Below are 19,747 nucleotides of genomic sequence, written 5' to 3'. Positions count from 1 at the left end.
CTTACGCGCCTTGTCCTTGGTCACCGATTGTCCTTGTCCGGTGGCGTCCCGCGTACCCCACCGAGGACAGACAGGCAGAGCCTGGTTCAGGGCAGGAGGAAGCTGATCACGCGAGTCGGAGACCCTTTCTTCCTCATTGCCAGCCCCAACGCGGGTGAGGCGGCTCGGAAGCCCGGCAGGCGTGAGCTGCCTGGCTAGATACTAGCTGTGGAATGGGCCGTAGCAGTAGACCGATGAGTGGTTCAGCGGTCTCTCATCCCGAGGGGCAGCAAAGAGCGGGCACGGTCCACTCGTACATCCGTCGATCGCGGTTCCACGATTTGCGGCACGCCTACGCCACCTGGCTGGTCACCGACGGCGTCCCGATCAACCTGGTGCAGCGGGTCATGGGCCACGAGCAGGCATCCACGACGCTCAACCGGTACACCCACACTCCGGACGACTACGCCGCTCGGGTCCTGGAGTCGTTCGACGGCTCTGCTGCCTCTCTGCTGCCTCCGGCCGTAGAAACGCCGTCCCTGGACGGTCTGGACGGGCCGGAGGACGACTTGTGAGCTGCGGTGGAGCGTTTCCAGCAGAAAGGGACGACCCCCGTCGGGGGGAGACGGGGGTCGTCGGAGGTTCGGCTCCGGGGGGGGTCGAGCCGAACCACTCAGCGGTCACGGGGGGTGCAACCGCTGAGGGTCTGCCTGTTTCGAGGATGTGAAAGCTCGTCGTACGGACAAGTCTGCCTGAGCGGGCCCGTCACGTCGAGTGGTGCTGCCTCCACTCACTGCGAAAATCTCCTCGCAGAGTGTGAGCGTGATCACGCGGAGCGGAGAGCCCGCAGGTCTGAAGGGTGGCATGACCCCGGGCACCCGCCGACGATAGACCATCCGGCTAGACTTTCGCGCCGTGGGCCGAAGTGCCGCTTTCTTCGATCTGGACAAGACCGTCATCGCCAAGTCGAGCGCCCTGGCGTTCGGTCGGCCGTTCTACCGGGATGGGCTGATAACCCGGCGTGACGTGGTCAAGTCGGCGTACGCGCAGCTGATGTTCCGGCTGGGCGGCACCGACGAGCAGACCATGGCCCGAACACGGGACTACCTGGCCGCGCTCTGCAAGGGCTGGCAGGTGGAGCAGGTCCGCCAGATCGTCGCGGAGACGCTGCACGAGCTGATCAACCCCTACGTGTACGCCGAAGCCGCCGCCCTGATCGAGGAGCACCAGGCCGCCGGGCGGGACGTGGTGCTGGTGTCGGCGTCCGGCGAGGAGATGGTCCGGCCGATCGGCGAGCTGCTCGGGGTGACCGACGTGATCGCCACCCGGATGACGGTGCGGGACGGCCGGTACAGCGGCGAGGTCGAGTTCTACGCGGCCGGCCCGAGCAAGGTCGAGGCGGTCAGCGAGTTGGCCGCCGCCCGGGGCTACGACCTGGCTGATTCGTACGCCTACTCCGACTCGTACAGCGATCGCCCGTTGCTGGAGTGCGTGGGCCACCCGAGTGTGGTCAACCCGGACCGGCAGCTACGCAAGTTGGCCTCGGAGAACGCGTGGCCGGTGCTGGAGTTCCGGCACCCGATTCCGCTGGGCCGGCGACTGCGGGAACGTCCCGCGGTCCCGGTGGCCGCGGCGGCCCTGGGGGTCGGGGTGGGCGTGGCCATCGGCATCGCCTGGTACGGCCGGCACCGCCGCACCCGAGCCGCCACCACCGCCTGACCGTCCTCAACCCGTCCAGCCGCTCAGGCGGCGGCGAGGATCTCGTCTCCGATGGCGGTGAGCTGGTCGGTGCCGACCTCGACGGCGGCCATGTAGTGGCGTAGCCAGGAGCGCAGCCCGTCCGGGGTGCCGGTGGCGAAGGCACCGGCTGCGCCGACGTACTCGGGCTCCCGCTCGCGGTGCCCCACGTCGACGGGGAGCAGGCCACGCGGGTCGAGGCCACTGGCGAGCAGCACCAGCCGGGCGGCCCCGCGGGCCACCACGCCGGACGGCCCGGCGAACGGGCGCAGGTTCAGCAACTCCCCGTGTACGACAGCGGCGAGCACCAGCGGGGAGACCTTCGTGCCGCCGGCGACGAGGCCGGCCAGCCCGTCCAGCCGGGTGGCGACCACGGGGTCGGCCACCGGGCGGCCCAGCTCGGCCTCTGACACGAGGTCCCGGGCGGCGAGCACGTGCAGTTTCGCGAGCGCCTGGCGGGGCGCCTTCGGCCACAGCTCGCTCAGGCCCGGCAGCGCTCCGGCGACCCGCAGCGCCCCCTGGAGCACCGGGTCGGTGACGGTGCCGGCCCGGACCGCCTCGCGCTCGTGCCCGGCCCCTTCGAGGGCCGCGCTGGCCACCGCGGAGCGGAGGCTGACCTCGGCGGCGACCTGTCCACCGTGCCGGCGCAGCGCCCGGTGCCCGAGCGCCTGGTCGAACCGCGCGCGGGCCTGCTCGACGGCGGCGGAGATGTCGGCGAGCGCGAGCAGCGGGGCGAGCGGGTCGGTGGTCACCCCGCCACGCTAACGACCCGGCCCGGCGCGGCGGGCCGCACCCGCCCGCAACGCGACCCGGACCACCCGACCCGGGGGGCGAACCGGCGGGACGGGCCGCCGGGCGCGCGGCGGGGGCCACTCGGCGCGACGCAGTGGGCAGCCGTGGCCGCTCGCAGGCCCCGCGACTACCCTCGTGCCATCGAGACCCAGGTCACCCCGAGGATGAGGAGTCACGGCATGAGCGAGGCATTGGCCAATCTGCTGAACGAGACGCGCCAGTTCCCCCCGCCGGCCGAACTCGCCGCGCACGCCAACGTCACCATCGACGCGTACGCCGAGGCGGAGGCCGACCGGCTGGCCTTCTGGGCGAAGCAGGCCGATCGGCTGGCCTGGTCGAAGAAGTGGGATGAGGTGCTCGACTGGTCGAACCCGCCGTTCGCGAAGTGGTTCGTGGGTGGGCAGCTCAACGTCGCGTACAACTGCCTGGACCGGCACGTCGAGGCGGGCCGGGGCGACAAGGTGGCGATCCACTGGGAGGGCGAGCCGGGCGACACCCGCACCATCACGTACGCGGACCTGCACGAGCTGACCTGCCGGGCGGCGAACGCGCTCACCGACCTGGGGGTGACCGCCGGCGACCGGGTGGCGATCTACCTGCCGATGATCCCGGAGGCTGCGGTGGCCATGTTGGCGTGCGCCCGGATCGGCGCCGCGCACAGTGTGGTCTTCGGTGGCTTCTCCGCCGACTCGTTGAGCAACCGGATCCAGGACGCCAGCGCCAAGGTGGTGATCACCGCGGATGGTGGTTACCGGCGGGGCAAGCCGTCGGCGTTGAAGCCCACTGTGGACGAGGCGGTGGCGAACTCCCCGTCGGTGGAGCACGTGCTCGTGGTCCGCCGCACCGGCGAGGACGTGGCGTGGTCGGAGAAGGACCACTGGTGGCACGAGACGGTGGAGACCGCGTCGGCCGAGCACACCGCGCAGCCGTTCGACGCCGAGCACCCGCTGTTCATCCTCTACACCAGCGGCACCACGGCCCGCCCGAAGGGCATCCTGCACACCACCGGCGGTTACCTCACCCAGGCGTCGTACACGACGCACGCGGTGTTCGACCTGAAGCCGGAGACGGACGTCTACTGGTGCACTGCCGACATCGGCTGGGTCACCGGGCACTCCTACATCGTGTACGGCCCGCTCTCCAACGGCGCCACCCAGGTGATGTACGAGGGCACCCCGGACACGCCGCACAAGGGCCGGTTCTGGGAGATCATCGACAAGTACGGGGTGAGCATCCTCTACACCGCTCCCACCCTGATCCGGACGATGATGAAGTGGGGCGACGACATCCCGGCGGGCTTCGACCTGTCGTCGCTGCGCCTGTTGGGCAGCGTCGGCGAGCCGATCAACCCGGAGGCCTGGATGTGGTACCGGGAGCACATCGGCCGGGGCGAACTGCCGGTGGTGGACACCTGGTGGCAGACCGAGACGGGCGCAATCATGATCTCGCCGTTGCCGGGGGTGACGGCGGCCAAGCCGGGTTCGGCGATGACGCCGCTGCCGGGCATCGTGGCCGACGTGGTGGACGACCAGGGCCAGTCGGTGCCGAACGGTGGTGGCGGCTACCTGGTGCTGCGCGAGCCGTGGCCGTCGATGCTGCGCACCATCTGGGGTGACGACGACCGGTTCATCGACACGTACTGGTCGCGTTTCCAGGGCATGTACTTCGCCGGCGACGGTGCGAAGAAGGACGACGACGGGCACATCTGGCTGCTCGGCCGGGTGGACGACGTGATGCTGGTGTCCGGGCACAACATCTCGACGACCGAGGTGGAGTCGGCGCTGGTGTCGCACCCGTCGGTGGCCGAGGCGGCGGTGGTCGGCGCGACCGACCCGACCACCGGTCAGGCGATCGTCGCGTTCGCCATTCCGCGGGGCAGCACTGACATCGCCGGTGAGGCGGGCGAGCAGCTCATCGCCGACCTGCGCAACCACGTGTCGAAGACGCTCGGCCCGATCGCCAAGCCGCGGCAGATCATGCTGGTGCCGGAGCTGCCGAAGACCCGCTCCGGCAAGATCATGCGCCGGTTGCTGCGGGACGTGGCGGAGAACCGGTCGCTGGGCGACGTGACCACGTTGCAGGACTCCTCGGTGATGGACCTGATCTCCTCGGGGATGAGCGGTACGAAGTCCGACGAGGACTGACGGTAGGCGTACTCATAGGAGGGTGGCGGTCCGCGCGGACCGCCACCCTCCGTCGTGTCTTACGGGTACGGTTTGCGCCGCCCCGCCACTGTCACATCGGTCGGTCGGGGGAGTCGGGAGAAGCTGAACGGGCACAGGCGTGGGCCACCGCTGTCCTTTCGGCCGGTTGTGCTTTAGGTTCACGCAGGTTGGAAGAGTTCGACACGCATCACATCGATGGTCGGCCACGCCAACGTCCTCCTCCCCATGCCCGAGAAACGGAGCGGCATGAACCACAAACCGCAGTCCAGGGCGCGGCGACGTCTACTCGTCGCACTGCCCGCCATCGCCCTCGCGGCCACCTCACTGACCGTGAGTGGCAGCGCGGCGGCCCAGTCGCCTTCCGGCACCCCTCTGGCGGTGATCGGCGCCGACGAGCACTACATCAACTACGCCGAGCCCGAGGTGCAGCCGGACACCACCGGCCGCGAGGTGAAGGGCAAGGGTGGCATCTACACCCCTGCCGCGGAGTCCGCGCGAGCGTTCGACCGCAAGCACGCCCGGGGCAACCCGGTGACCGCACGGCAGCTGGCCAAGGACGAGGCCAAGTCGCTGAAGACGGGCCAGAACCCCCGCAAGTTCAAGAAGGCCCCGACCACCCAGACGGCGAAGCTGCTGACGCTGCTGGTGGAGTTCAACGACAAGGCCAACGACGACTTCACCGGCGTGATGGTCCCCAAGACGGTGTTCGAGGACCGCACCTGCGTCCCCGGCACGGTCCAGAACGGCCCGAAGCACAACAAGATCCCGGACCCGGCGCGCCTGCCCCACGAGGACAACAACTCGATGTGGGTGCCGGACTTCTCCCCGCAGCACTACAACAAGATGCTCTACAGCAAGAAGGGCATCACCGAGCGGGTCCGCACGGACCTGAAGGGCCCGGACGGCAAGAAGGGCATCGACCTGTCCGGTCGCACCATGCACAACATGTACCTGGAGATGTCCAAGAACGCGTACACGGTGGACGGGCAGGCCAGCCCGTGGATCACAGTGCCGCACTCGGAGGGCTGGTACGCGGCCAACCGCTGCTTCCAGGACGAGACCGGCGCGTGGGTTCCCGGCCGTGAGCAGTCGATGAACGGCCACCCGGACAACCCGGCCGGCGCGGGCCGCCTGGCGACCGACGCGATCGACGCGCTCGTCGCGAAGGACCCGGACTTTCCGTGGGCCGACTACGACATCGAGGACCAGGCCGACCGCGACGGTGACGGCAACGTCTTCGAGCCGGACGGCGTGATCGACCACCTCGTGCTGGTGCACGCCGGCCAGGGCAAGTCCCGCGGCGGCGGCGCCGAGGGCGTGTACGCCGTGTGGGCGCACTCCTCCACGGTCGCCGGTGGTTACACCATCCCGGGCACCAACCTGAAGGCGTCGAACTACATCGTGCAGCCGGAGGACGCCGGCGTCGGCGTCTTCGCCCACGAGTTCGGCCACGACCTGGGTCTGCCGGACCTCTACGACACGTCCGGCAACGCCGACTCCGACGTGGACTTCTGGGACCTGATGGCCTCGGGCTCGCACTCGGGTGAGATCTTCCAGGCGCTGCCGACGCACATGGGCATCTGGGACAAGTGGGTGCTCGGTTGGGCCGACCCGCTGACCATCCGCCCCGGGTCGAACCCGCGCGAGGTGAAGCTCGGCCAGACGTCACGCACCCCGATCGACTCCGAGGACGGCATCAAGGTCGACCTGCCGGACAAGGTGACGACGCTGGCGACCCCGCACAGCGGCACCAAGATGTGGCACAGCAACAACGACCAGGAGTGGGCCGACGTCAAGCTGAGCCGCTCGGTCGACGTGCCGGCGGCTGCCGACTCGAAGTTCTGGATGTGGAACAACTACATCATCGAGGAGGACTGGGACTACGGCTTCGTGGAGCTCTCCACCGACGGCGGTACGACCTGGACCGAGCAGAAGGTGTACGACGAGGGCGGCACGGTGGTCACCACGCCGGACGGCTACCCGGACCCCAACGGCCGCATGAACGACTTCGGCGGCAAGAAGTACGGCCTGACCGGCAGCACCGACGGCTGGCGGCACGACTACGTCGACCTGTCGGCGTACGCCGGCACGACGGTCCAGGTGCGGCTGCGCCTGGCCACCGACGAGGCGTTCGAGGAGCGCAACTGGTTCGTCGACGACTTCTCGGTCACCGGCGGTGGCGCCACCACCTGGAGTGACGACGTCGAGGGCGGCGCCAACGGCTGGACGGCCACCGGCGGCACCTTCGTCGACACCACCGGTGGGGGCTGGAAGGTCTCCAGCGGCACCGAGGTGCACGCCCAGTACTACCTGGCGGAGTGGCGCAACTTCGACGGCTTCGACAAGGGCCTGCAGTACGCCTACGACACCATCTACTCGCACGAGGCGTGGAAGGTCGACCGGATCTCCTACAACGCGCCGGGCATGCTGGTCTGGTACCGGGACACCGCGCTCGGCGACGTCAACCACGTCACCGGGCAGATGACCTCGCTGCCCAGCTACGGCGCGAAGGGCGGGTTGCTCATCGTCGACTCGCACTTCGACCCGTTGCGGCGCACCGGCGAGGCGGCCGTGAAGGACCCGTCGGTGACGGACAACCTGCCGAGCCGCCCGCAGTCCTCGAACGCGGCCTTCACGCTGAACCGGACGTACCCGTTCACCGAGTGCCTGGAGGCGGCGGACGAGCCGTACAGCGCGTACTGCACGAAGTTCAAGGGGCTCCCGCCGGTGAAGGCGTTCACCGACGCCAAGGGCTACTACCCGGGCATCGAGATGCGTGATGGCGCTGCCTACGCCCGGGACAACGACGCGTCGGTGGTCCTGCCGTCGCGTAACAACGCGCCGTACACCACCCGGGTCACCAACCCGGACGGCAGCCCGGCGCCGGAGTTCTACGGCGTGACCCTGGGCGGTGGCGCGATCGTGCTGGGCACCGGAAACCCCGGCGACCAGGGCGTGAACTACGGCGTCTCGCTGACGATCAAGAAGGCTGCCGGGGACAACTCGTCAGCCATGATCTACGTGACTCCGGCGAAGAAGTAACGGTTTCACGGATCGAGAACTGACTGTGGGGCCGGTGGCGGAGACGCTGCCGGCCCCACTGTCGTAAGTGCGCTCAGCTTGATCGAAAAATGTCGTTGTATACGTTCGCGTCCGGGCTCGCGCTGGTCAGCACGGCTGATGAACCGGCGGGGTGTGACGGTGAAAAGCATTCCCAACAAAATCTTGCAACAAATCGACGCGAGGTTCTTCCCACCCGTCCCGCCAGTAACTATGTTCACCAATGGTCCCACTAGTGGGATCGATCTCCCACCGGCCCGTACCCCCGTTGGGCCGGTTCCCTCAAACCGGAGGTACCACGTGCGCAAAGTCGCAGTGGGTCTGCTCGGGCTCTCACTGACGGCGACAGGCCTGGCTTTCGGCCCGTCCGCCTCGGCGGCGCCTCAGCCCAAACTGCCGGCAGCAGCACCGGCCGCTGCCGAACCGCAGTCACTGCAGGATGAGCTCCCCGACAAGCTCGAGGAGAAGCGCCGCGCGCTGCGTCAGCAGGGTCTCAGCGACGTGCTGACCGGTCGGAGCAAGCCGATCGAGCGCAACGGAAGCACGGTTGTCAAGGTCGGCGAGGTCGGCAAGGCGGGCGGAACGGGCGCCAACGCTCGCGCACGCGCCGGCGCCGGCGCGCAGACCAGGGACCAGTACGTCGAGCTCAAGCGTGAGCGGACCGACAAGATCTTCGTGATCCTGGCCGAGTTCGGTGACGAGCGGCACCCGTCCTACCCGGACAAGGACATGAACCCGGATGTCGCCGGCCCGGCGACGTTCGAGGGGCCGCTGCACAACAAGATCCCCGAGCCCAACCGGGCCGTGGACAACTCCACCATCTGGCAGCCGGACTTCAGCCCGGAGCACTTCCGCCAGCTCTACTTCGGCACCAACCCGGGCGACGAGTCGCTCAAGCAGTACTACGAGGCGCAGTCCTCGGGTCGCTACACCGTCGAGGGTGAGGTGACCGACTGGGTCAAGGTCCGGTACAACGAGGCCCGCTACGGTCGCTCCGACGACCCGAAGGCCGACGACGACCCGACCGGCGACCCCGCCGTCTGCGCCGACTCCGTCTGCCCGAGCACCTGGAACCTGATCCGCGACGCCGCCAACCAGTGGGTCGCCGACCAGAAGGCCAAGGGCCGGACGGACGCCCAGATCGCCACCGAGATGAAGTCCTTCGACCAGTGGGACCGCTTCGACTACGACGGTGACGGCGACTTCAACGAGTCGGACGGCTACATCGACCACTTCCAGATCGTCCACTCCGGCGGCGACCAGGCCGACGGTGACCCGCAGCAGGGTGAGGACGCCATCTGGAGCCACCGTTGGTCGGCCTTCAACAGCTCGCCCGTCGGCCCGCCGAACTTCCCGATCGGCGGCACCGAGATCGGCAACACCGGCGTCTGGATCCGCGACTACACGATCCAGCCGGAAAACGGCGGCCGCAGCGTCTTCTACCACGAGTACGGCCACGACCTGGGCCTGCCGGACGACTACGGCCCGGCGGACAACAGCAACGAGCACTGGACCCTGATGGCCCAGAGCCGGCTCGGCGCCAAGAACGACGCCGGCATCGGCGACCGTGGCGGCGACCTCGGGGCATGGAACAAGTTCCAGCTCGGCTGGCTCGACTACGAGGTGGTCGTGGCGGGGCAGAAGCGCACGTTGGAGCTCGGCCCGCAGGAGTACAACTCGAAGAAGGCACAGGCCGTCGTGGTCGTGCTGCCGAAGCGGGAGTACACCTTCGACTACGGCGCGCCGTTCGAGGGCTCGAAGCAGTACTTCTCCGGTAACAAGGACAACCTCGACGGCACCATGACGAGGACGTTCGACCTCACCGGCAAGTCCGCGGCGGCGCTGTCGCTCAAGGGCAAGTACAGCATCGAGGAGACCTACGACTACCTCTACTTCGAGGCGTCGACCGACGGTGGTCAGACCTGGACCGACCTGGACGGCACCGTCAACGGCCAGCCGATCGGCGTCGACGGCGCCGGCCGCCCGGCCCTCGACGGCAGCAGCAACGGCGCCTGGGCGGACATCAACATTCCGTTGAACTCGCTGGCCGGCAAGGTGGCGCAGGTCCGCCTGCACTACGTCACCGACGGTGGCGTGTCCGAGGGCGGCTTCTTCGGTGACGCGATCACCGTGACCGCCGACGGCCAGACCGTGCTCAGCGACGGTGCCGAGACCGACGCGGGTTGGGCGCTCGACGAGTGGGAGGTCGTCGGTGCCACGTACACCGACGAGTTCGACAACTTCTACATCGCCGGCAACCGCTCGTACGTCTCGTACGACAAGTACCTGAAGACCGGCCCGTACTTCTTCGGCTACGCGAACACCCGCCCGGACTGGGTGGACCACTACGCGTACCAGGAGGGCCTGCTCATCTCGTACTGGAACACCCGCTGGGACGACAACAACACCGCCCCGGCATCCCCGACCAACCCGGGTGGTCACCCCGGTGAGGGTCGCAACCTGTACATCGACGCGCACCCGCGCCCGATCTACAACCTGACCGGGGCTCCGTGGCGGGCCCGCGTCCAGGTGTACGACGCACCGTTCAGCCTGAACAAGGCCGACTCGTTCACCCTGCACCTCAACAGCCAGCCGCAGTACATCCGTGGCCAGGCTGCTGAGCCGCTGTTCGACGACACCAAGAAGTACTTCTACGAGGAGCTGCCGAACCACGGCGTCAAGCTTCCCGCGACCGGTGTCAAGATCAAGGTTCTGGAGCAGGACGGCACCGCGATGAAGATCCGGGTCAGCTGACCACTGATCCCGCACCAACCAGCGACGCCCCGGGCAGGTCATCTGCCCGGGGCGTCGCCCTTTGTGCGCCACCTCCGGGATGGCCGAACCTGCCTCAGTCGAGCCGGTGCCCCTGGTCCCGCTCCGGGGCAACCCGGGGCTTTCCCCTGTTCAACGCGACCACCAGGGTCGCCTGCGGCAACCGGGTCCTAGGCTGTCTGCCATGACCGACCAGCGCGGCGGGGCCGTCGACGAGTCCTGTGTCCTCACCGAGGGGCCGTGGACGCACCGTTTCGTCGGCGCCAACGGCAGCCGGTTCCACGTGGTCGAGGGCGGCACCGGGCCGATGGTGCTCTTCCTGCACGGCTTCCCGGAGCACTGGTGGGCCTGGCACCAGATGCTGCCGGCCATCGCCGACGCCGGCTTCCGGGCGGTCGCCGTCGACCTGCGCGGCTACGGCGCCAGCGACAAACCACCCCGGGGGTACGACGGCTACACCCTCGCCGCCGACATCGCCGGGCTGATCCGCGCGCTCGGTGAACGATCCGCGACGATCGTCGGCAGCGGCCTCGGCGGCATGGTGGCCTGGACGGTGGCCTCGTTCCACCCGTCCCTGGTCCGCCGGCTCGTGGTGCTGGGGGCACCGCACCCGCTGCGACTGCGCGCCGCCATCTTCGCCGACCCGCGCGGGCAGTTCACCGCCTCCACCCCGGCGTTGAAGTTCCAGCTACCCCGCTACGAGCACGTGCTGACCCGCGACGGTGCGGCGGCCGTCGGCGAGATCATGCGCCGCTGGGGAGGCCCACAGTGGGTGGCCGGGCCGGACTTCGAGGCGTACGCCGAGCGGTGCCGGGAGGCGATGTGCATCCCGCAGGCCGCGTTCTGCGCGCTGGAGGGTTACCGCTGGGCGTTCCGCTCGCTGCTGCGACTGCACGGCTACCGGTTCGTCCGCCTGATGCAGAAGCCGCTGTCCACCCCGACCCTGCAACTGCACGGTGCCCTGGACACCGCCTCCCTGCCCCGCACCGCGCTGGGTTCCGGCCGGTACGTCGTCGCCCCGTACGAGTGGCGACTGCTCGACGGGGTGGGGCACTTCCCGCACCTGGAGGCACCGGAGCTGGTGCTCGGCGAAATCCTGCGGTGGGCGAAGACCTGACCGGTCAGACCCGCTGCTCCCGCAGGTCGGTGACCTCGGCGGCCGGCGCCCAACCCTGGTAGACGCCGAAGTCGAAGACCTCCAGCCGCATCGCCTCGGCCACCGGCCAGCGACCACCGGTGTACTCCACCCGCAGCCAGGCGTCGTGCTCGCCGAGCACTATGAACGGCTGCCCCTGCCAGGTGCAGGTGGTCCGCACGTACGCCAGATCCTCGATCTCGCTCACCGGCAGCACCCGTACGTAGCGGCCCGCGCGGACCTCCTCGAAGCCCTCGCCCGCCTCGGGCTGGTAGAGCCGGATGTCGTCGCCGTCCGGGCTGGCCTGGTATTCCCGGCCCTGCCAACGGGCCACGTAACCGTCGCGCATCACGCCTCCCCGACCCGTCGCCAGGTGACCGAGTCGGTGTCCAGCTCCGCGACCACCCGCTCGCTGCCGTCCGCGCCGATGCGCCAGAGTTGGGCACCGTGCGGCAGCCGTGCGCTGTCCACCTTGAACTCCGCCACCACGTCGCTGCTCTCACCCGGGGCGAAGCCGTTGCCCCGGAACGGCGGACGTTCGATGACCCAGCCCTCCATGGCCCGCATCGCCGGCTCGTTCTGACCGCCGTACGGGATGCGGTAGAGGCTCGGCCGGTGCGCCGGCCAGCGCAGCACGTAGATCTCCTCGGCGTCCGGAGCGAACGGCGAACCGGGGTAGCTGAGGCCCAGCGCCTCGTGCAGCTGAGCCGGTGTGGTCAGGTGGGACAGCTCACCGGCCCGGTGCACGAACCCGGACACCCGGTCGTACCCACGATCCAGGTAGTACGCGAGCTGGCTGGGGGCGACCGCCTTCTGCATGACCGTCGGCCGGGTCGGGTCGACCGCTGCGGGGGCGTACCGGGGACGGGCGGCGGGTTCGGCCACGGCCGGCGCTTCCACCTGGTCCACTTCCAGGTCGTCGCCGAGCCCCACCTCGGCGGCCCAGTTGGCCAACGCGACGATCTGCTCGCCGGGCAACTTGGCACCCACCGGCGTGCCCGGGTTGACGGCGAACGACCAGTCCTCGTCGGGCCAGCGCCGGATCAGTTGGGCGAACTTCACCCGGACCGTGTCGACGTCCTCCTCGACATGGTCGGCGAGGCGCTCCGGCGACGTGTAGACCACCACGTACGTCTCGCCGTCGAGCTGCCCGGTACGCCAGACGAAGCCGGGATCCCCAGGGCGGCTTCCCCGCACCGAGTCCGGTGCGGCCGGCAGTAGCACCCGGGCCAGCAGCAGGGTGGACAGGAACGTGTCGGTACTGCCCGAGCCGGCGGCGCTGAGCAGGTCCTCCTCGACCGTGTTGGCCGGCTCGAACTCGACCGGCGGCGGCTCGTCGGCCGGCGGGTGCGGAACGTCGTCCGCGATCACGCTCACGCCGCTGCCGTCGCCGCCGGCCTGGTCCGTACCGGCCGGGCCGGCCGACGAAACAGCAGTGTCGGCGCGGTCGTCACGCAGCGGGGCGTCGACGCGGCCGTCGATTCGCGGGTCGCCCAGCCCACCGCCGGGAGCACCGGCCTCGGTCGGAATCACCGGGTGCGGGGCGGACGGGCTCGGGGCGGGCTGACCAGGGCTGAACGGCGTGGGCCCGGATGGGCTGGAACCGAAGGACGACGGACCGAACAGGCCCGGACCGGGGGGCGTCGAGCCGAACGCCGGCGGGGCGGCCTCGGCGGGGCTGGGCCGCCGGGGCGCGTCGACCGGCGCGCTGCTCTCGACCGGGTCGGTGAGATCGCGGGACTCGATGATGGTGCCCTCGATGACGATGGGCGTGAAGCCGCGGCGCGGCGCGGGCGGCCCGGAGACCGGTTCCGCGACGGACACCGGCAGATCCTCCGCCGGGTCGAACCGGCCCGGCCGGGCCTGCGGAATCGCCTGCGTCTCCTCCGCCGATGGCCGCCCAGGCGCACCGGTCAGGGGAGGCTCACCGGTCATCCGGAACGCACGGGTGGGTTCCTCAGCCAGCGGGTTGTGCCGGCGCGGCGGCAGCGGCTGGGTGATCTCCTCGCCGGATGGCGGCGCGTCCATCCCGCGGGACGCGCCGAGGCCGCCCTCCGGCCGTCGTACCGGCTGGGTGGCTGCCGGGTCCGCCGCCATCGGAAAGGCCCGCGTCGTGGTCTCGTCGGCCGGCGCATCGGCCGGGCGGCGGCGAGGGAAGGGCTGGCTGCCTCGTCCGAACCGGGTCGGCGGGGCCGCCCGGTCACCGGGGCGTCCCCCGCTCGGGGCGGGATCGCGGGCCGGGCTGGGGTCGAAGAAGGAGCGCCGGGGCGCGGCCTGGGGGCCACCGTTGCCGTTAGCCGGAGCGGGGCCGTCGACGTCGCCCGGCCGGGTCGCTGCTGCCGGCCAGCCAGCGCCCGGCCCGGCCTGGTCGGTGGTGGGGCCGGCGGTCGCCAACGGGGTGAACCGGGACGGCCGGCCGGCACGGGGCAGCGCTCCGTTGCCCGGCGCGGGCCGGGGCGGCTCGGTCGGGTGCCGCTGACCGGCGGCGGGCAGGTCCTCCTCGCCAGGTCGGCGCGGCGGCTCAGCGGGGACGGGTGGCCGGGGCGCCGGACCCGGCACCGGCGGGGCACCCACCCGAGGGCCCGGGCTCCGCGCGGGCCTTCGGGGTGCGAGCGGAGCACTCTCGGGCCCGGACGGGGTCACCCCCGTCACGGGAGGCGATCCAGCGGCTGGCGCGGCGTCCCGCGGTGGCATGCCGGGCCGGGTGCGGGCCAACGTCTCGGCTCGCTCCAGTCGAGCGCGGGCACCCATGGCACGGCCGGGCAGTCGCACGTCGCCTCGGGACAGCTGGGACACGAACCAGGCCGGCAGGTAACCCTCGACCGGCAGACCCGGATTGACGGCGAGCCACCACTCGTGATTGGGCCAGCTGGCCGCGAGATCGGCGAAGGGGATGCGTCGGTTGCTGCCGGCGTGATCGCCGAGGCAGGCTCGCAGGGCGGCGGCGGAGGTGAAGGCCAGGACGTGGGTCCGGCCGCCGGTGGTCCAGGTGCCCCATCCGGCGGGTGGCTGGCCGGGCTGCGTCGGCGCGGAGACCGGCAGCAGCACATCGGTGCGGGACAGGAGTCGGAAGTAGAGCTCCTGGTCGTTGGCGCGCAGCGCGTCGCGCATCGCCACCTCGGCCTCCGTGGCCGGCTCCCATGCGGTCACGGCCACCTCCCCTTCCGAGAACAGGCCACAGGTATCGCGTACAACCTACAAGGTGGTACCAAGATCACAATGGCTGGCCGGCGGCGGCCTGCCAGGGCCCGGAGGAGGAGATAACATCCCGTTCCGGAGCCGACACGATACGGAGGGTGTCGATGTCCCAATCGATCACGCGCCCGGTCCTCGCAGGTCTGGCCGCCAGCCTGTTGACCGTACCGGCCCTTCCGACCGTCGCCGCCACCGCCGGGCTCCGGGCGGCGCCGGCGTGCGCGACAGCACTCGCCCCCGTCCGGCCGGTCGCGGCCAGGCCCTGGCCACAGCAACGGTACGACCCGGCGCGGCTCGCGCCGCTGGCCACCGGCGCCGGGGTGACCGTCGCGGTGGTCGACTCCGGGGTGGACCGGGTGCACCCGCAGCTGGCTGGACGGGTGCTGGCCGGCGTCGACCTGCTCGACCCCGGCGGGGACGGCGGTCGGGACTGCGCCGGGCACGGCACCGGTGTGGCGAGCATCATCGCCGCGGCACCCCGCTCGGACGTCGCCTTCCGCGGTCTGGCACCGGGTGCCCGAATCCTGCCGGTGCGGGTGAGTGAGCAGCAGGTTGTGCAGGGACGGGAGTCGGGGCGCACGGTCAGCGCCGACGAGTTCGCCCGGGCCATCCGGTGGGCCGTCGATCATGACGCCGACGTGGTGAACCTGTCCGTGGTGCTGTACGCGGACGACCCGGAGGTCCGTTCGGCAGTGCGGTACGCGGTCGACCGGGACGTGGTGCTGGTGGCCGCCGCCGGCAATCTGCACGACAGCGGGAACCCCCGACCGTTCCCCGCCGGCTACGACGGGGTGCTCGGCGTGGGCGCGATCGGGGCGGACGGCGGGCGGGCGGCGTTCTCGCAGACCGGCCCGCACGTCGACCTGGTGGCCCCGGGCAGCGAGGTGCTGACCGCCGCGCCCGGTGCCGGCCACCATCGGGTTGAAGGCACCAGTTACGCGGCGCCCTTCGTGGCCGCCACCGCCGCGTTGCTGCGGCAGTACCGGCCGGAGCTGACCGCCGCCCAGGTGGCGGAGCGGATCATCGCCACCGCCGACCCAGCTCCGGGCGCGGGCCGGGGCGGCGGATACGGCGCCGGGGTGTTGAACCCCTACCGGGCGGTCACCGAGACCAGCGGCGGCCGTGCGGCCGACGCGCGGCCGGTCGCCGCCCTCGCCGACGACCGGGCCGACCCGGCGCAGCTCGCCCACCAGGCCCGCCGGGCCGCCGCACGGGACCGAGCCCTGCTGGTCGGGGCGGTGGCCGGCATCACGGCGGTCACAGTGGCGCTGCTCGCCCTGGTGGTGCCCCGTGGTGCCCGTCGACGCTGGCGCCCGGCCGGCCCGGCCTGAGCCCACGGGCGCACGGCCTGAGCCCGCCCGCGCACGGCCTGAGCCCGCCGGCGTGCGGCCCTGACCGCCGACCGGTTGCGGGCGGGGCGCTGGCCCGGACACGGTCAGCGCTCCCGGCCCACATCGCTCACTGGAACAGCCCGGTGTTCTTCTTTTCGGTGTCCAGGTAGTCGGTGGCGGAGTCGTTCACCGCCAACCTGATGTCACGCAGCATGGCCTGCAGGTCCTGCGAGGCCGAGCGCCACTTCGCCTGCCGCTGCTCGTATGCCTGTCGCGCCTCGCCCGTCCAACTCGCCACCAGCGGGGCGGCGTCGCGTTCGAGTTGGCCGAGTTGCGCGTCGAGGGTGTTCAACGCCTTCTGAATGTCAGCGCCGGCCTGCTGCAGCGCGGCGAAGTTGACGACCAGCACACCATGGTCCATCGGATTCCCTCCCCAAGCGGGATCAGAGCGGCAACTGGATGCCGCCGCGGTTGGTGCCGGCCACCCGGCTGGACACCTCGTCGTCGGACACGTCGTACTGCCGACCGGCGGTGCGGATCGCACCGGCGGTCTCGCGCAGCGCGCGGTGCAGCGCCGCCTGGTCCTGTGACCACTGCTGCTTGACCTGCTCGAACGACCGGCCACCAGCGCCACGCCAGGCCTGCTGCAACACCTCCAGCTCGGCCAGCAGGCCGGTCAGCATGGACTGCAACGACTGGTCCACCTGCTCGAACTTCGCGGCAGTCTGCTGCATCACCGCTGCTTCTGCCTTGGTTTGGGACACCCGGACGTCACCTCGTCTCTCGGATCGCACCTGGCCGTCGACGCGCCCACCCTGGGGCGACGCGTCGTCGCTTGGCCCGGTCGTCGAGCACTGAGACACGGGTCAGCGAAGGACTTCGTGGCTGACGGTAGCGACCTCGTAGCGGTTCTGCTACCCCACCGGCTTCCCCTGTGGACAACCGAGGAGGCCATCGGTCGATTACGATGTGCCGCAGCCACGTCGCGGCGTGTGACGGACCGCCGGAGGGCGGCCGGCCGCCCGACCCGGTCCCCAATGGTCGAGGAGGCACGGTGCCGGCGATCACCACCGGAGGGCCGCACCCGCCGACCCCGGTCGGGTCCGAGGCAGGCGCCTCCGCACGGGTGGGCGGGTCGGGTCGACCCACCGACCGGGGCCCGGGGCCGGTCGATCAGCGCACCCTCCGTCGCCGGTCGCCGGTGGCCCACTGGGTCACACTCGGCCGTCGGGCGGCTGCCGGAGCGCGAGCCGGCCAACTGGTCACCGCACAGGTCGCGGCGGCGCTGGTGCTCGTCACCCTCGGCCGACCCGCACCGGTCGTCGCGGCGGCCGTACTGGTGGCCGTGCTGCTGGTGGCCGCCGCCTGGGTGCCGGTGCGGGGGCTGTGGCTGTTCGAGTGGCTGGGCACCGCCATCGGGCACCTCACCCGTCGACGGGCGTTGACCGGGCCGGCCGACCCGGCCGAACTGCTCGACCTGGTCGCCCCGGGCACCGTCGTCCGCTCGACCGAGTTGACCGGCGGGCCGGCGGCCGTCCTGGAGGACACCACCGGCATGGTCGCGCTCCTGGAGCTCGGTGACCCCGGCGACCTGCTGGGCGACGTGTCCCAGGCGATTCCCGCCCCGGCCGCGTTGCTCCCCCCTACCGGGCCGGACCAGCCCCCGCTGCTGGTCCAACTGCTGCTCGCCGGTGCGCCGGCGCCGGTGCCGAGCGCCGGTGGCACTGTCGGCACGTCGTACCGGCAGCTCACCGACGGGCGGCTCCCCGGGCGCGAGCGGGCGGTGGTGGCGGTCCGGGTGCTGCGGGTGAACGGTTGGTCCGAGGAGGACCTGCGCCGGGTGCTCGCCGGCACGGTCCGCCGCATCGTCCGCCGGCTCGGGCCGTTGGCCGCGAGGCCGCTCGGGGTGCCGGCGGCGCTGCGTGTCCTGGGCGAGTTGGCCCACCACGACGGCGAACCGGTCCGGGAGTCCTGGCCGGCGATCCGGTCCGGCACTCTCGTCCAGGCCACCTTCCGTCTGCTCCACTGGCCCGACGCGGGTGCTGCGGCTGGACGCCGGCTCGTGCCCCGCCTGCTCGCACTGCCGGCGACGGCCACGACGGTGTCGATCTGCTCAGGCCCGTCGCCGACGATGTCGACGTCGTCGGGTCCGCCGGCGGCCGGCGGAGTGCCGACCGAGCTGACCGTACGCCTGGCCGCCGCGACGGCGACCGAGTTGGCGGCGGCCACCGAGGCGCTGACCCGCCTGGTGACCGACCTGGGCGGAAAACTACGCCGACTGGACGGCGCCCACCTGAGCGGCCTCGCCGCCACGCTGCCGTTGGCGCTGACGGCACCCGGGGCGCAGCCCCGCCCACCGACGCCCGGAGCGCGACCCGGCTCGGCGGTCGACGACTGGGAGCTGTCCCTGGGCGACGCGGGAATGATGGCCGGCACCAACCGGCACGGGCGAGCCGTCACAGTGCGACTGTTCCGGCCGGAGAGCACCCGTGTGCTGCTGGTCGGCGGGGTGCGGGCAGCCCAGCTGGTGGCCCTGCGCGCCCTGGCACTCGGCGCCCTGGTGGTGGTGCAGACCGCCCGGCCACGCGCCTGGGAACCGTTCATCCGAGGGGTTGGCGCGCCGGGCGGCACGATCCCGTTGCTCCCTCCCGGTCGGGCGGTCGCCGACGGGGTGGGCACCGCGCTGCGTCCGTTGCTGCTGATCGTCGACGCCGGGCCGGTGGCGGCCGAGGCCGCGCCGGGCCCGCCGTGGCGGGCCACCCTTGTGGTACGCGACGAGCTGACCCCGGCCGATGTGGACGCGTTGAGCCGCGCCGACCTGGCGTTGCTCCAGCCACTGACCTCCGCCGAGGCCACCCTGGCCGGAGCCGCGCTGGGGCTGGGCGGCTCGGCCGAGTGGCTGACCCGGATCCGGGAGGACATGGTGGCCGTGGTCAACCGTCGGGCGCTGCGCTGGGCACTGCTCTCCCCCACTCCGATCGAGGCACAACTGATCGGCCCGCCGACGCGCGCCTGATTCCACCGGGACGGCCAGCCGGCGGGTTACGTCGGTGCGGTGTCCGTGGCACGATCCCCGCCATGGGTTTTCTGAAAGGTCTGCTGATTCGGCTGGCCAGCACAGCTCTGGCTTTCTGGCTGGCCACGCTCCTCATCCCGGGCATCTCCCTGGATTCGAACTCGGCCACCGAGACGGTGACCACGCTGCTCCTGGTGGCGGTGATCTTCGGCGTGGTCAACGCGGTTCTCCAGCCGATCATCAAGACCGTCGGTTGTGGCTTCTACCTCCTGACCCTGGGTCTCATCGCCCTGGTGGTGAACGGGTTGCTCTTCCTGCTCACCAGCTGGATCGCCGACCAGGCCGGGCTGCCGTTCTCGGTGGACGGTTTCTGGCCGGCAGCAGTGCTCGGCGCTCTCTTCGTGAGCATCGTGACCTGGATCCTCGGCGCCGTCCTCGACCGGGACTGACCGCCGACCAGCCAGCACCGCCCCGGTCCGTCCGGGGCTCCGACCTCGGCCGGGGCCCCGGCGGGCCGTTGACCAGAGTTCGGGAATGTGGCGGCCGGACCGCCCACCTCGGCGGT

Annotated in this window: 14 protein-coding genes; 9 read left to right on the top strand and 5 right to left on the bottom strand. The window is 71.3% G+C overall.

The window, feature by feature from the left end; all coding sequences use genetic code 11:
* Positions 1-233: 233 nt before the first annotated feature.
* Positions 234-554, top strand: coding sequence for a tyrosine-type recombinase/integrase (locus PSH03_RS15030; RefSeq protein ID WP_238689490.1), 321 nt, complete (start codon positions 234-236; stop codon positions 552-554).
* 340 nt (positions 555-894) lie between these two features.
* Positions 895-1,698, top strand: a complete 804-nt coding sequence (locus PSH03_RS15025; protein ID WP_210784012.1) for an HAD family hydrolase — start codon at positions 895-897, stop codon at positions 1,696-1,698.
* Positions 1,699-1,721: 23 nt separating this feature from the next.
* Here PSH03_RS15025 and PSH03_RS15020 read toward each other — a convergent pair whose 3' ends face one another.
* Positions 1,722-2,468, bottom strand: a complete 747-nt coding sequence (locus PSH03_RS15020) for a Fic family protein (protein WP_210784013.1) — start codon at positions 2,466-2,468, stop codon at positions 1,722-1,724.
* Between the two features lie 219 nt (positions 2,469-2,687).
* Here PSH03_RS15020 and acs point away from each other — a divergent pair, with 219 nt between their 5' ends.
* The 4 genes from acs (at position 2,688) to PSH03_RS15000 (ending at position 11,622) form a co-directional block, all read left to right on the top strand.
* Positions 2,688-4,652, top strand: coding sequence for an acetate--CoA ligase (gene acs / locus PSH03_RS15015; RefSeq protein WP_210784014.1), 1,965 nt, complete (start codon positions 2,688-2,690; stop codon positions 4,650-4,652).
* Between the two features lie 267 nt (positions 4,653-4,919).
* Positions 4,920-7,715: an immune inhibitor A domain-containing protein gene (locus PSH03_RS15010; protein WP_238689489.1), complete on the top strand. Its 2,796-nt coding sequence runs from the start codon at positions 4,920-4,922 to the stop codon at positions 7,713-7,715.
* Positions 7,716-8,048: 333 nt separating this feature from the next.
* On the top strand, positions 8,049-10,487 hold the full coding sequence (locus tag PSH03_RS15005) for an immune inhibitor A domain-containing protein (RefSeq protein WP_210784029.1): 2,439 nt from the start codon (positions 8,049-8,051) through the stop codon (positions 10,485-10,487).
* A gap of 202 nt (positions 10,488-10,689) precedes the next feature.
* Positions 10,690-11,622 (top strand): alpha/beta fold hydrolase, encoded by a 933-nt coding sequence (locus PSH03_RS15000; protein WP_112638703.1) that lies wholly within the window; start codon positions 10,690-10,692, stop codon positions 11,620-11,622.
* A 4-nt stretch (positions 11,623-11,626) separates the two neighbouring features.
* Here PSH03_RS15000 and PSH03_RS14995 read toward each other — a convergent pair whose 3' ends face one another.
* Together PSH03_RS14995 and PSH03_RS14990 are read right to left on the bottom strand one after the other, a co-directional pair.
* A complete protein-coding gene (locus PSH03_RS14995) occupies positions 11,627-11,992 on the bottom strand; it encodes a UCP033725 family protein (RefSeq protein ID WP_238689488.1) in 366 nt (121 codons plus the stop codon).
* The gene (locus PSH03_RS14990; RefSeq protein ID WP_238689487.1) at positions 11,989-14,790 is read right to left on the bottom strand and encodes an SseB family protein; all 2,802 of its coding nucleotides are present in this window, start codon (positions 14,788-14,790) and stop codon (positions 11,989-11,991) included. Before PSH03_RS14990 ends, PSH03_RS14995 begins: the two co-directional genes overlap by 4 nt.
* Before the next feature lie 152 nt (positions 14,791-14,942).
* Here PSH03_RS14990 and mycP point away from each other — a divergent pair, with 152 nt between their 5' ends.
* Complete coding sequence (gene mycP, locus PSH03_RS14985) at positions 14,943-16,166, top strand: type VII secretion-associated serine protease mycosin (protein ID WP_238689486.1); 1,224 nt, start codon at positions 14,943-14,945, stop codon at positions 16,164-16,166.
* 127 nt (positions 16,167-16,293) lie between these two features.
* Here the strand turns inward: mycP and PSH03_RS14980 are convergent, their stop codons facing one another.
* A complete protein-coding gene (locus PSH03_RS14980) occupies positions 16,294-16,587 on the bottom strand; it encodes a WXG100 family type VII secretion target (RefSeq protein WP_210784020.1) in 294 nt (97 codons plus the stop codon).
* Between the two features lie 22 nt (positions 16,588-16,609).
* The gene (locus tag PSH03_RS14975) at positions 16,610-16,930 is read right to left on the bottom strand and encodes a WXG100 family type VII secretion target (RefSeq protein ID WP_030486283.1); all 321 of its coding nucleotides are present in this window, start codon (positions 16,928-16,930) and stop codon (positions 16,610-16,612) included.
* A gap of 203 nt (positions 16,931-17,133) precedes the next feature.
* Here PSH03_RS14975 and eccE point away from each other — a divergent pair, with 203 nt between their 5' ends.
* Both eccE and PSH03_RS14965 read left to right on the top strand, forming a co-directional pair.
* Complete coding sequence (gene eccE, locus PSH03_RS14970) at positions 17,134-19,182, top strand: type VII secretion protein EccE (RefSeq protein WP_255750640.1); 2,049 nt, start codon at positions 17,134-17,136, stop codon at positions 19,180-19,182.
* 62 nt (positions 19,183-19,244) lie between these two features.
* A complete protein-coding gene (locus PSH03_RS14965; RefSeq protein ID WP_091395522.1) occupies positions 19,245-19,631 on the top strand; it encodes a phage holin family protein in 387 nt (128 codons plus the stop codon).
* The last annotated feature ends 116 nt before the right edge of the window (positions 19,632-19,747 follow it).

Source organism: Micromonospora salmantinae (assembly GCF_022230905.1).
Lineage (GTDB): Bacteria > Actinomycetota > Actinomycetes > Mycobacteriales > Micromonosporaceae > Micromonospora > Micromonospora salmantinae.
The sequence above is the reverse complement of the archived record's forward strand: the minus strand, read 5'-3'. Positions and strand labels throughout refer to the sequence as shown.